Origin of the sequence: Desulfoprunum benzoelyticum (assembly GCF_014201505.1) — a bacterium.
Taxonomy (GTDB): Bacteria; Desulfobacterota; Desulfobulbia; order Desulfobulbales; family Desulfocapsaceae; genus Desulfoprunum; species Desulfoprunum benzoelyticum.
In genome coordinates this window covers 152,168-165,214 of sequence record NZ_JACHEO010000002.1, presented here as the reverse complement: position 1 = coordinate 165,214, position 13,047 = coordinate 152,168, and the positions used below count along the sequence as shown (strand labels likewise).

Here is a 13,047-nt window from a genome sequence, read left to right as displayed (position 1 = left end):
ACCTCATCTATTTATTTTGTCTTGTAAAACTCTTTTTTGTACATTGGCGTATACTGATGGGGCCGACTTTTTCACTCTCCACACAGAGGCGTCCAACCACCACCTAACCATTCCGGTGCCCTGGATTGTAATCGACGACATGTTTCGGTTTTGCATCTTTCTTTTCGTCCTGGTCGGACTCATCAGCTCAGACCCCACTGTTTCGGCGCAACCCACTGGCCTTCCCGAAGCAGGTCAACCGTCTGCCCCGATATCTTCCAGCCCAGGCCAGCTCTACGAGCAAGCCAAGTTTTATTTCAATGAACTACAGAACAACAGTACACTTGCCCGCTCACGGGAGAACTGGCTCAAAGGCACGCGTAATTTCCGCAAGGTCTACCTGTTGACCCCCAAATCAGGCCAGGCTCCGGCCTGTCTGTATATGCTCGGCAACATGTACCGCAGCATGTACGAACGTTTCAGTCTCGGTATTGATCTCGAAGAATCCCTCTCATATTACAAAGATGCCTCCCGCCTCTTTCCCGAACATACCCTCGCCGATGATGCCCTCTACTTGGAAGCGCTTCTCTATCTTGAATTCAAGAAGGATCCGAAAAACGCGACGATCGCCCTCGAGAAGATCATAGCACAGTATCCCCAGGGAGATTTTCACGCGAAGGCGGCAGAAAAGCTCAAAACCCTCTCCAGGGATTACGACATTCCCTTGCCTCGATCGCTTGTCGACAATTCACAGATCAACCAGCTCGTTACGATTCATCCTGTCAAGTTCTGGTCCTCCCCCGAATACACCCGTATCGTGGTCATGGCCGACAGCCCTGTCACCTACAGCGAAATTGTGGTCAAAGAGCCGCAGGGGCCACCTAAAAAATTGTATATTGATTTTAACAACAGCTATATCCCCCCCGATCAACGACGCCGGATAGCTGTTCAACAAGCTTTTCTCAAACAGATGCGGATCGATCAGATACGGGCCGACACAGTACGCGTCTTCCTTGATGTCGACGAAATCGATAGCTACAAGATTTTCAGTCTCCCGAATCCATTCCGCATCATAATCGACGTTCACGGGGCCAGACAATCTGCAGTGACGGCCGCCAAAAAACCGACCGTTGGCAAACCTGCAGGTTCAACCCCCGCATCATCAGAATCGCCACAATCAGAGCTGACCGACATCCAACAGCAGCCACCTGCAGCTGAAGGAGAAAAACAACCTGCGACAGCCGTAGTCGTCATCCGCCAGGATCAAAAAAAACGCCTTCTCCCGCCCCCGGCCATGCCAAAGGAAGATGCCCTTCCCAAGGGTCAAAGCAAACTTTCCCTTGCCCAGCAACTGGGACTAGGGGTCAGAAAAATCGTGCTTGATCCCGGCCACGGCGGCAAAGACCCCGGGGCGATAGCCAACCAGATGCAGGAAAAGGATATCGTCCTCAAGATTGCCCAGATCCTCAAACCGAAATTGGCAAAACAGCTCAACTGTGAAGTGATTCTGACCCGCAACGAAGACATCTTCCTTCCTTTAGAAGAGCGGACGGCAATTGCCAACACCGAGGAGGCCGACCTTTTTATCTCCCTGCATCTCAACGCTCATCCGTCACAAGAGACACGTGGCCTTGAAACGTATTTCCTGAACCTGAGCACCAACGCCGAGGCAATGCGGGTTGCGGCTATGGAAAATGCGACATCGACCCATCAAATGAGCGATCTCGAAGGTATCCTCTCGGATATTTTGAAAAATTCCAAGATCGACGAATCTTCGCGACTGGCCAAATATGTCCACAAATCCATGCTGACCGGACTTGATGGCAAGAACTTTGGCGATGTTAAAAATCTTGGCGTGAAGCAGGCGCCGTTTTACGTCCTCATCGGCGCCCAGATGCCCTCAATCCTGCTGGAAATCGCTTTTATCAGCAATCAGATTGACGCGGAAAATTTGAAGAATCAGCAATTTGTTGAAACCGTCACAGACGAGATCGTCAAAGGAATCAGTTTATACGTCCAAACCACTACTGCAAGCCTCAGTGCCTCTCCGTGATCTGAAAATCGTGACTTCGGCGCGCCGCTGTCACAAGCCCTTCTGCCGTTTCTTCCTCAACAGTGTCGACTGTGCCCTTGATGAAAGTTTGAAATGAGATGTTATGAGTGCAGTGCAAAAAGCAAAGGCCATCTGAATACAGATGGCCTTTGCTTTTTACTATAAACGAATATCAATCAGATATTTTTTGCGGTCTTGATCCTGGCCATCGCCCTTTTGAGCGCAGCCTCTGCGCGAACCCTGTTGAACTGCTCATCATGCTGAGCAGCCTGAGCCAATCGCTTCTCAGCGCGTTCCTTGGCTCGCATTGCACGATCAACATCAATCTCACTTCCAAATTCCGCACTTTCTACGAGGAAGGTTATCTTGTTGTTCGAGACCTCACAGAACCCGCCACTGACCATCAGAGTTTCACGTTTACGACCTTGCTCATACGTCAGTGTCCCAATCTTTATCGTAGATAAAAAGGGCGCATGATTTGCAAGCACACCAAAGTCACCCCCGTATCCCGGTGCGTTAACGATATCGACATCTTCGCTAACGACTGCACCTTTGGGAGTTACAACCTCCAGTCTTATCTGTTGTGCCATGAAATTTACCCCTTCAAAAAATTAGGATTGAGCTTTTGACTTTGCATCCTTAGCTACTGCTTCATCAATTGATCCAACCATGTAGAAGGAGTTTTCATTCAGGTCGTCATGTTTGCCTTCAAGGATCTCTTTGAAGCCCTGAACGGTGTCGGCAACCTTGACGAATTTGCCGGCCATGCCGGTGAAGACCTCGGCAACACTGAAAGGCTGCGACAGGAACCTCTGGATCTTCCGAGCTCGAGCGACGAGCATCTGATCCTCTTCGGAAAGCTCCTCCATCCCGAGAATGGCGATGATATCCTGCAGATCTTTATATTTCTGCAGAGACACCTGAACTCCACGCGCGGTGTGATAGTGATCCTCGCCGATGACATTCGGATCAAGAATACGGGAAGTGGAGTCAAGAGGATCGACCGCCGGGTAAATACCAAGCTCAGCTATCTGACGCGAGAGAACAACGGTACCGTCAAGATGGGCGAAGGTCGTTGCCGGAGCCGGGTCGGTCAAGTCGTCAGCAGGGACGTAAACACACTGTACGGCTGTAATCGATCCCTTTGTCGTCGAAGTGATACGTTCCTGCAGCGCCCCGAGGTCTGTGGCCAGAGTCGGCTGATAACCAACGGCTGAAGGAATACGACCCAGCAGAGCGGAAACCTCCGAACCGGCCTGAGTGAACCGGAAGATATTGTCGACGAAGAAGAGAACGTCCTGGCCCTCGATATCACGGAAGTATTCGGCCGCGGTCAAACCGGTCAAGGCGACACGGGCACGGGCTCCTGGAGGTTCGGTCATCTGACCGTAGATCAAAGCCGCTTTCGGCAGTACGCCGGACTCCTTCATCTCATGGTACAGGTCGTTGCCTTCACGGGTCCGCTCGCCTACGCCGCAGAACACCGAGATACCACCGTGATGCATGGCGATGTTGTTGACCATCTCCATCATGATTACGGTCTTGCCGCAACCGGCGCCGCCGAACAATCCCATCTTCCCGCCCAGAGGGAAAGGAACGAGCAGATCGATGACCTTGATTCCGGTTTCGAGAACCCGCACCTCCGTGTCCTGTTCGGTGAACAGCGGCGCATCCCGATGAATCGGCATCGTTTTGTCGGAATCGATCGGTCCCAAGCCATCAACAGGTCGGCCGACAACATTCATGATCCGGCCAAGAGACGCTGGCCCTACGGGGATGGTGATCGGCTTTCCGGTATCCCTGACCTCAAGTCCGCGCACGAGCCCATCTGTCTGGTCCATGGCGATGCAACGGCAGAGATTGTCGCCGAGATGCTGAGCGACCTCGATGACGAGGTTGTCAGGCACATCGGATATGCCGGGATTGCTGACAAAACATGCGTTCATGATGTTAGGAAGATTGCCTGCCTCAAACTCGACATCGATGACAGGGCCAATTACCTGTGTAACTTTACCAATTTTTTGCTCACTCATAGGGCTTTACCCCTCCTTAGATGTATTTGATTTTCGAAGGTCAATTATTATTTAAGGGCCTCGGCACCGCCAACGATATCCATCAGTTCATTGGTAACGGAGGCCTGGCGAGCCTTATTGTACACAATTGTTAAATTGGCCACGATATCTTTACAGGCGTTGGTGGCATTATCCATTGCCGTCATGCGTGCCGCATGTTCACTCGCTCCGACCTCAAGCATCGCTTGATAGATCAAGACGTTCAGATAGAGCGGCTGAAGGACGTCCATGATCTCCTCGGTCGACGGTTCGTATATATAATCGCCGGAGATTTTCTTTGCCGTCTCCGTGCCGACAACTTCGACCGGTTGCACAGGCAGGAAGTGGGAAAATGTCGGGGCCTGTACGGCCACCGACTTGAACTCACCGTAGATCACCTCGACTTTGTCACTGTTGCCCTTGAGGAAGTTGTCGGCGACATCGGAGGCAACCTCACGAGCGTTGAACATCTGAAAGGTGCCCATGATATCGACGAATTTTTTTCTGACCTTCCCGGTCTTGTTGAAGGCTTGGAAACCTTTTTTCCCGACACAGACAACACTGACCTTCTTGCCTGCGGCTTCGTATTCCTTGATCATTTTCAAGGCCAGCCTGACAATATTGGCGTTGTAGGATCCGCACAACCCACGGTCGGAAGTTACGACAACCAGTTCCACCGTTTTAACATCACGCTTTTCCATCAAAGGGAACTGATCGGTCGTTGCCCCCCCGGACAGATTGGACATCGCCTCATTGAATTTCCGGGTATAAGGACGAAACGCCTCCATCTTCTCCTGCGCGCCGCGCAGCTTTGCCGCAGCGACCATATTCATGGCCTTGGTGATCTGCGATGTCTTCTTGACACCCTGGATCTTGGTTTTGACTTCTTTTAAGCTCGGCATATTTGGACCTATCTACTATTAGTTAAGACCCTTGGTTGCCTTGAACGTATCACCAAAGCTGGTCAGTGCTTTATTGAGTTTCTCCTTGATTTCGGGGGTAAACTCTTTTTTCTCCAAGAGGTCTGCAAAGATCGACGGGTCATTCGACTCGATATAAGAGTAAAGTTCCTTCTCATAATCAGCCAACGCACTCACCGGCAGCTTATCAAGGAAACCGTTTGATCCGGCATAGATGATCGTGACCTGCTTTTCCATCGGCAGCGGCTGATACTGTGGTTGTTTGAGGATTTCGACCAGTCTTTCGCCCCGCGTAAGCTTTGCCTGAGTGGCGGCATCGAGATCTGAACCGAAGGCGGCGAAGGCGGCCAACTCACGATACTGAGCGAGATCTAGTCGAAGTGTACCGGCTACCTGCTTCATCGCCTTGACCTGGGCTGCACCACCAACACGAGAGACGGAAAGACCAACGTTGATGGCCGGCCGTACACCTGAGAAGAACAGGTTCGGTTCGAGATAGACTTGGCCGTCGGTGATCGAGATAACGTTCGTCGGAATGAAGGCGGAAACGTCACCGGCCTGGGTCTCGATGATCGGCAGGGCTGTCAAGGAACCGGCGCCGAGGGCGTCATTGACCTTGGCGGATCGTTCGAGCAGACGAGAGTGGTTGAAGAAAATATCGCCGGGATAGGCCTCACGTCCCGGTGGACGTCGAAGAAGCAGTGACAGTTCGCGATAGGCAACGGCCTGTTTCGACAGATCGTCGTAGATGATCAGGGCATGTTTGCCATTGTCACGGTAGTACTCACCCATAGAGCATCCGGCAAACGGAGCGACATACTGCATTGGAGCCGGATCGGAGGCGCAGGCGGCGACGACCGTCGTATACTCCATCGCCCCATGTTTCCGCAGGGCTTCAACAACAAGAGCCACCGTCGACTTTTTCTGTCCGACCGCAACATAGATGCAATAGACATCAGTATTCTTCTGAGCGATGATCGCGTCGACGCAGAGTGCGGTTTTACCGATCTGACGGTCGCCGATGACAAGTTCACGCTGGCCGCGTCCGACCGGGGTCATGGCATCAACCGCCTTGGCACCGGTATAGCATGGCTCATGCACACCCTTTCTGGCGATAACGCCGGGGGCAAGAACCTCGATCTTGGATGAAATATCTGATTTGATCGGTCCCTGACCGTCAATCGGCTGGCCGATACCGTCGACAACCCTGCCGAGCATTGCCGGTCCTACGGGGACCTCGGCAATTTTTCCGGTTCTTTTGACGACATCGCCCTCTTTGATGTTGGAGACATTCCCGAGAACGGCGCAACCGACGTTATCTGCCTCCAGATTCAGGGCGAGGCCCATGATTCCACCAGGAAACTCGAGAAGTTCCATGGCCATGCAGTTCTGAACGCCATAGACACGGGCGATACCGTCACCGACAGAGATGACAGTTCCAGTCTCGTTCAAATCAACACTGGTCTCGTACTCACTGATCTGGTCCTTGATGATCTGACTAATTTCTTCAGCTTTGATCTGCATCTATTCTCTCCCCTTAATGGAATCTTTTAAACCTGCAAGTTGTGTTTTGATACTGCCATCCAGTACGAGATCGCCGACCTTGGCAATAATCCCGCCGATAATCGATGGATCAACGCTGGTGGTCAGTTTCACTTTCTTGCCTGTCAGCTTTTCTAATGTTGCCTGAACATTCTCCTGCAATTCAGCACTGAGCTCGATTGCCGAAACAACATGGCCATGACTGATATTCTTCTCACTATCAACCATGACCTGAAACTCTTCGGCAATCTCCGGCAGGATCATGGTCCTTTTTTTGTGAACCAGTAAGGTGAGGAAATTGCCCATGACCTTGTCGACGCCCATGGACTTGATCATGCCGGCCATGACCTTTTCTTTGATATCCAAGGGGTACAAAGGATTTGTCAACGCATCGACCACCTCGGGGTTGGACACGTAGAGATTGGCAACCCCCTGCAGGATCTGATTGTATTCGTCATAATTTTTCTGCTCTTTGCCAACGATAAAGAGCGCCTTGGCATATCGGCGTGCGAGGATAGTCTGTTTCACTGTACGGCCCCCACTTTTGCTAGATAATCTTCGACAATCTTCACCTGATCGCCAGGGGTGAGATTTTTCATGATCAGCGATTCAGCCATAGCAGCAGCCTTGTCAGCCACTTCATCCTTCAAATATCGCCTTGCATCCATAATTTCCTTCTGGACCGCCAACTCGGCCTGCCGTTTGATATCGGCAGCCGCCTGTTCCGCTCTCTCGAGAATCTTGACTTTCTCGAGTTCGGCCTGGGCAACTGCTTTCTCGACAATTTTATCGATATCCTTTTCGACCGTCGCAAGTTTGGACTCGAAATCCCGATACGATTTCTCTGCAGCAGCCCGCTTGGCCTCCAGCTCTTCTATCTCGTCTTTGATCTTCTTCTGTCTGCCGGCAAGACCGGCGCCGATAGGTTTTGCACCGAATTTGACCAGAATGATCATCAACGCGATAAAGTTGACAACGCGCCACCCCAGATCTTTCAGTTTTTCCGCCGAAAGACTGTCTTTGACCGCACCATGCCCACCTTCAGCCGCTGCTCCATGGCCAGGCTCGACAGTAGCAGCATCTTGCCCCTGTCCCGACGCAACCTCCTGGACCGCACCCGATGCCTCATGACTCGTCTGTTCAGCCGCCCAAACAGTTCCACCGGACAAGGCAAACCATAGAGCTGCCGTGACCAGAACCATCAGTCGGGCTACGTGTTTCACTCCTCTCATCTCTATAGACTCCTTCCCAGAATTTTACTGGCCATATCGTTTGCGAATCCATCAAGATTTGCCTTAAGGCCTGCCCTGGCACTATCGATCTGAGCCTTGATCTCAGCAAGCTGCCTGTTCTTGCCCTCTTCAGCCTCCGCCTTGATCGCACCGAGCCTCTGGTCTCCAGCAGCCTGGGCTTCAGCCCTCGTGGAATCAAGAGCGGCCTTGGCTTTTCCCGACGCCTTTGCCATCTTTTCATCAACTTCCTGCTGGCGAAGCCGTGCATTCTTTTCAAATTTCGCAATTTCGCCCTGCATTCCCTGCTGCCTTTCCGCCCTATCCTTCAGAATCTTCTTTACCGGCTTGTAAAGAACTCCATTAAGGAGGAACATGAGAATGACCATGTTCACAATCTGGATCAGCAACGTGATGTCCATCGTTATCATGTTAGTAAGCTCCCGATTAACTTTGATAACTTAAAAAACTTAACATTCAATCAATGAATGTTGACCGCATTGCGCACATGCAGAAAATTGAAAATTTTCCGAGCAAAACAAGATTATTCCACGTAAAAATGAACCACCATTCACTACAGCAAAAAAATCTTTACTGTAAATATGTCAACGTGTCAACCAATTTATAAAACGGGGAAAATGCCATTTTTCTGGTATTTTCAAGGCTCCCACGGCTTGTCGAATCTACCGGTCGGTGATTTTTTGCATTCGTCGATCACTGATTATTTTTTCAATATTGCCCCGACAATCATTGGAACCGAGGCTATTGCCTCTCCGATCTTGTCGGTCAACGGCCCTCCAGCTTGAGCCATGTCCGGCCGACCGCCGCCTTTGCCCCCGACAATCGCCGCAACCTGACGGACCAGGTCTCCCGCCTGTATCCTTGCGGTCAGATCCTTTGACACCAACGCCAGAATCGCCGCTTTCCCCTCGATCTCGCCGCCGAGGACGGCAACGCCGGACTGGAGAAGATCCCTGACCTTATCCCCGACCTCCCGCAACGTCTTGGCACTGTCGAGTGAAAGTTCCAGAGCCAGGACCTTGACGCCGGCGACATCAATAGTTTTTTCCAGCAGGCCGTCAAGCCGGGTGGCAGCGAGACGCGTCGACAGATCGGCGATCTGCTTCTCCAATTGCTTCTGATTGTGGAGCAGAGATGTTATTTTTGATGGCGCCTCTTCCTCACGGGCGTTCAACAGCCTGCCGATCTCACTGTCACGGCGACAGACCTTCCGCACATACTCGAAAGCCGTCCTGCCGGCCACTGCCTCTATCCGGCGAATTCCGGCAGCAATGCCATTTTCGGAGAGAATCTTGAACAACCCGATCTCACCCGATGATCCTGCATGCGTGCCGCCACACAATTCCATGCTGACCTCGCCGATATTCACCACCCGGACATCGTCAGCATATTTCTCGCCAAACAGCGCCCTCGCCCCTTCCCGGATGGCCTCCTCCTTCGCCAGTATTCTCGTTCGTATCAGAAAATCAGCCCGAATCTGCTCGTTGACGATATCCTCGACCCGCTCGATTTCTTCCTGGCTCAACGGTGAAAAGTGAGTGAAGTCAAAACGCAGTCGGCCAGGCCCGACGAGGGAACCGGCCTGCCTGACATGATCGCCGAGCACCTGGGTTAGCGCCGCATGGAGCAGATGCGTGGCCGAATGATGAGCGGCGACCTCCTTGCGGCTCTCATTCGTGACCGCCAGGGTGACCTTCTGCCCGACAGCGAGTTGTCCCTCGACGATCACGGCGTCATGAAGAACTATTGCCTCCCCCTCCAGTGACGTCGTCTTCACCTCCGCCTTACCGTTCGCCCAGCGTATTTCGCCACTGTCACCAACCTGCCCGCCGGATTCAGCGTAAAATGGAGTCCTCGCAACGATGACTTTCGCTTGATTTCCGGCGCCGAGATCGTCGACGCAAGCCCCTCCGTCGTCAATCAGTCCCTTGATTTCCGACTCGATCTCCAGGCAGTCATAGCCGACGAAGGTTGTTGCAACTCCGGCTTCAATCAACGATTTGATGCCATCCTCCCGCAGGCGCAGCCCTTCATCCTTACGCGAAGATCTCGACTGGCGGCGCTGGCCTGTCATTGCCGCCTGGTATCCGGCCTCATCGATGACCAATCGCCGTTCGTTGGCGATATCGCGAACGATGTCATAAGGAAAACCATAGGTGTCGTACAGTTTGAAGACAAAGGCGCCGGGAAGGATCCTGGCGCTCGCGGATTCGAGCTTCGCAATCTCCTCTTCAAGGAGTTGCAGCCCGTGCTCGAGCGTTTCCCGAAACCGCTCCTCTTCGTTGCGCACGACCTTGGCGAGCAGGGAGGTAGCACCCTCCAGCACAGGGTAGGCTGCTCCCATGGAGACGACGACGGTTTCGACCACCTGTTCGAGAAAATTCGTGGTCAGGCCGAGATTTCTCCCATAGCGGACGGCCCGTCGCATGATCCGCCGCAGGACGTACCCTCGCCCCTCGTTGGACGGCAACACCCCGTCGGCAACAAGAAAGGCGGTAGCCCGGGCATGATCGGCGATGACCCGCATCGCCGTGTCGTCGCCGTTGTGTTCCTTGTACCGTTTCCCCGAGAGCTGCTCGAGTTTTGCGATGATCGGGGCAAAGAGGTCGGAATCGTAGTTGGTCAATTTCCCCTGGAGGACGGCCGCCACCCGTTCAAGCCCCATGCCGGTATCGATACTCGGCTTGGGCAAGGGGGTCATGGATCCGTCTTCGGCTCTGTTGAACTGCATGAACACGAGGTTCCACAATTCCAGGAAACGATCGCAGTCGCACCCCAGGGCGCAGTCGCTCCGGCCGCAACCAGCCTCGACCCCCTGGTCGATATGGATTTCGGAGCAGGGACCGCATGGCCCGGTATCCCCCATCGCCCAGAAATTATCCTTCTCGCCCATGCGGACGATCCTTCCCTTCGGCAGACCCTCGACTTTTTCCCACAGATCAAAGGCCTCGTCGTCATCCTCGAAGACGGAGACCCAGAGTTTCTCAGGCGGCAACCCGAGTTCCCGGGTGAGAAACTGCCAGGCGTAACGGATCGCATCTTCCTTGAAGTAGTCGCCGAAGGAAAAATTACCAAGCATTTCGAAAAAGGTATGGTGCCTGGCGGTGTACCCGACATTTTCCAGGTCGTTGTGCTTGCCGCCCGCCCTGACGCACCGTTGGCTGGTGACGGCCTTGGAGTACGGTCGCTTATCCTCGCCCATGAACACCATCTTGAACTGAACCATACCGGCATTGGTGAAGAGCAGGGTGGGATCATCCTTGGGGACGAGGGGAGAACTGTCGACGACGGTGTGTCCTTTGCCTTCAAAGAACCGGAGAAACTTCGATCGAATTTCGCTACCTTTCATGAACAAGTCAACTCTTTGGGTCAAGTGAATAAAATCGAGTCAGCAGGACGGTCTGCAGGACAATGAGATTAAAAACAGCATACTCTTCTTATGAAGTATGGCTGATGATCAGCGGCAACACCTCTTTGAAAATCGGCGTGCCGGCACGTCCCAGAAGTTCGTAGATGATCATCTCGGCCGGGCCGATAACAGCGCCGAGATCCCTGAGACGCTGCAGGGCCAGCTGATGGTTTTCCACGTCACGCGACGAAACCGCATCGGCGACAATCCATGGTGTTTTGCCCATCTCCAGGATCCCAACCGCTGTCTGGTAAATGCAGATATGCGATTCGACCCCGCAGAGAATGACGGTCGTGACCGATTCGGGCAAAGATCCATAGAGTTCTCGAGTCTGCACATTGGCAAGGGCTCCGAACTCCACTTTATCAGGTCTCGGGATATCGCCCATCATCGATTCGAGATCGGCGACATACGGCCCGAGACCTTTTTTATACTGAGTATTGGCGATGATCGGCAGCTTTACAATTCTGGCGAATTGCAGCATCAACTTGGTGGTCGCCGCCACCCGGTCCTTCCCATGGATCTGGGCCATGAGACTTTCCTGCAGATCGACCAGATGCAGACAGCAGTTTTCCAACCTCAGCAATCCAATGTTCTTTCCGTCCATCCAGCCTCCTCTTCAGTGAATTCTCCACCAATCCGGTGAAGCAGAAATATTCCCAGGGAAGGAAAGCCGCCTTCCCGGCTCCATTGACTGAATTTGAGTTCCACTGCAGACGACAACCCAATAAACTCTTTTCTCTGCAGAGATTCAAGTTTATCCTCTGCACCGGCAAAAAAAAGCCCCTGGCATTTCCCCTCGGATCGTCCCCCCGCTGGCCACCGTCGTTCCTAACCGTTTCATCGCTCAACCGATAAGGTTTTCAGCCACGCAACCGGTCTGTATCGTTCTGAGCCGATGGAATCCATCCGCCACCGTTGTCGCCATGGTTTTATTCTGCTGAATCCTTGAAATTTTTCTTTACAAACCACTCCAGGCTAATTAATTAATTTGTGAAATATTTTTTACCCCACAAGGACGCATGCATGAAAGATGAACAGATCGATGCGGTTTCAAAACTGCTCAAATCCATGTCCCATCCAATCCGCCTGAAGATACTCTGCCTGCTGCAGGACCAGGAGCTGTCGGTCGGAGAAATCAGGGACAGTGTAAAAACCACGAACGCCAATGTGTCCCAGCATCTCAACATTCTGCGGAGTCAGGGAATTATCGATTTCCGCAAGGATGCCAACTTCATTTACAACAGGATCACGGACAAACGCATCCTGGAACTCATCCAGAAGATGCATGTGTTGTTTTGTCCGGACAATTGAAGGGGGAAAAGCAGGACGTTCGTCAGACAGTAAAAGGAGAACAGCAATGATTATACTGGACTGGGTTCATTCTCTGGCAGGTTTCTTCATACTTCTCAGTCTCTCCCTCGGAGTTGAGGCGAGTCCGATCTTTCACAGCAAGTACTGGCTTTGGTTTACTGCATTTGTCGGTCTCAACCTACTTCAATTCGGCATTTCCAAATTCTGTCCACTGGTGCATATTCTCAAGAAACTTGGCGTTCCCGAAAAGCGTTGACATCGAATCGCATCGCGGGCATGTACCGGCCTTTTTATTCGGCAGTCATCTTGGCATTACATGATGCCTGCCAGCAGCACTGGAGCTCATGGCATATCTCCCGCCGCTGGAAACAGGGTTCGTATCCCTCCTTCTCCTGGATGCTGCAGATCAATTCCGCCAGTTTGATGCCCTTGGTCTGCGGCAGGCCAAAATGCAACGCCTTTTTCCTGGCCAGCGAGAACAGCTTCGGCCCTTTGACAAACTCTTTTTTCGACATAGCCTCCTCCTTAC

General features: G+C 52.6%; 13 protein-coding genes. 3 read left to right on the top strand and 10 right to left on the bottom strand.

Translation table 11 applies throughout. The annotated features are described in order from the left end of the window. Window positions 1-139 precede the first annotated feature (139 nt). A complete protein-coding gene (locus HNQ81_RS03220; protein ID WP_183348264.1) occupies window positions 140-2,032 on the top strand; it encodes an N-acetylmuramoyl-L-alanine amidase in 1,893 nt (630 codons plus the stop codon). 176 nt (window positions 2,033-2,208) lie between these two features. On the opposite strand, the gene HNQ81_RS03215 is transcribed toward HNQ81_RS03220, so the two are convergent. The 9 genes from HNQ81_RS03215 to HNQ81_RS03175 all read right to left on the bottom strand — a co-directional run bounded on the left by HNQ81_RS03215 (window position 2,209) and on the right by HNQ81_RS03175 (window position 11,811). Further along, entirely contained in the window at window positions 2,209-2,622 is a 414-nt protein-coding gene (locus tag HNQ81_RS03215) for a F0F1 ATP synthase subunit epsilon (RefSeq protein ID WP_183348263.1), read from the bottom strand. 21 nt (window positions 2,623-2,643) lie between these two features. Then, complete coding sequence (gene atpD / locus HNQ81_RS03210; protein ID WP_183348262.1) at window positions 2,644-4,065, bottom strand: F0F1 ATP synthase subunit beta; 1,422 nt, start codon at window positions 4,063-4,065, stop codon at window positions 2,644-2,646. A gap of 47 nt (window positions 4,066-4,112) precedes the next feature. Next, window positions 4,113-4,985, bottom strand: a complete 873-nt coding sequence (gene atpG, locus HNQ81_RS03205; protein ID WP_183348261.1) for an ATP synthase F1 subunit gamma — start codon at window positions 4,983-4,985, stop codon at window positions 4,113-4,115. Between the two features lie 18 nt (window positions 4,986-5,003). Continuing rightward, on the bottom strand, window positions 5,004-6,527 hold the full coding sequence (gene atpA / locus HNQ81_RS03200) for a F0F1 ATP synthase subunit alpha (RefSeq protein ID WP_183348260.1): 1,524 nt from the start codon (window positions 6,525-6,527) through the stop codon (window positions 5,004-5,006). Continuing rightward, the gene (atpH, locus tag HNQ81_RS03195; protein WP_183348258.1) at window positions 6,528-7,073 is read right to left on the bottom strand and encodes an ATP synthase F1 subunit delta; all 546 of its coding nucleotides are present in this window, start codon (window positions 7,071-7,073) and stop codon (window positions 6,528-6,530) included. Then, on the bottom strand, window positions 7,070-7,768 hold the full coding sequence (locus tag HNQ81_RS17750; protein ID WP_183348257.1) for a F0F1 ATP synthase subunit B family protein: 699 nt from the start codon (window positions 7,766-7,768) through the stop codon (window positions 7,070-7,072). Before HNQ81_RS17750 ends, atpH begins: the two co-directional genes overlap by 4 nt. Window positions 7,769-7,779: 11 nt before the next feature. Continuing rightward, the gene (locus tag HNQ81_RS03185) at window positions 7,780-8,205 is read right to left on the bottom strand and encodes a F0F1 ATP synthase subunit B (RefSeq protein ID WP_183348256.1); all 426 of its coding nucleotides are present in this window, start codon (window positions 8,203-8,205) and stop codon (window positions 7,780-7,782) included. Between the two features lie 290 nt (window positions 8,206-8,495). Continuing rightward, window positions 8,496-11,144, bottom strand: a complete 2,649-nt coding sequence (gene alaS, locus HNQ81_RS03180) for an alanine--tRNA ligase (protein WP_183348255.1) — start codon at window positions 11,142-11,144, stop codon at window positions 8,496-8,498. Window positions 11,145-11,232: 88 nt separating this feature from the next. Further along, window positions 11,233-11,811, bottom strand: coding sequence for an isochorismatase family protein (locus tag HNQ81_RS03175; protein WP_183348254.1), 579 nt, complete (start codon window positions 11,809-11,811; stop codon window positions 11,233-11,235). A 419-nt stretch (window positions 11,812-12,230) separates the two neighbouring features. On the opposite strand from HNQ81_RS03175, the gene HNQ81_RS03170 reads away from it, so the two are divergent. Both HNQ81_RS03170 and HNQ81_RS03165 read left to right on the top strand, forming a co-directional pair. Next, window positions 12,231-12,518 (top strand): ArsR/SmtB family transcription factor, encoded by a 288-nt coding sequence (locus tag HNQ81_RS03170; protein ID WP_183348253.1) that lies wholly within the window; start codon window positions 12,231-12,233, stop codon window positions 12,516-12,518. A gap of 46 nt (window positions 12,519-12,564) precedes the next feature. Continuing rightward, a complete protein-coding gene (locus HNQ81_RS03165; protein ID WP_183348252.1) occupies window positions 12,565-12,774 on the top strand; it encodes a YgaP family membrane protein in 210 nt (69 codons plus the stop codon). 34 nt (window positions 12,775-12,808) lie between these two features. On the opposite strand, the gene HNQ81_RS03160 is transcribed toward HNQ81_RS03165, so the two are convergent. After that, entirely contained in the window at window positions 12,809-13,033 is a 225-nt protein-coding gene (locus HNQ81_RS03160) for a hypothetical protein (protein WP_183348251.1), read from the bottom strand. Window positions 13,034-13,047 lie beyond the last annotated feature (14 nt).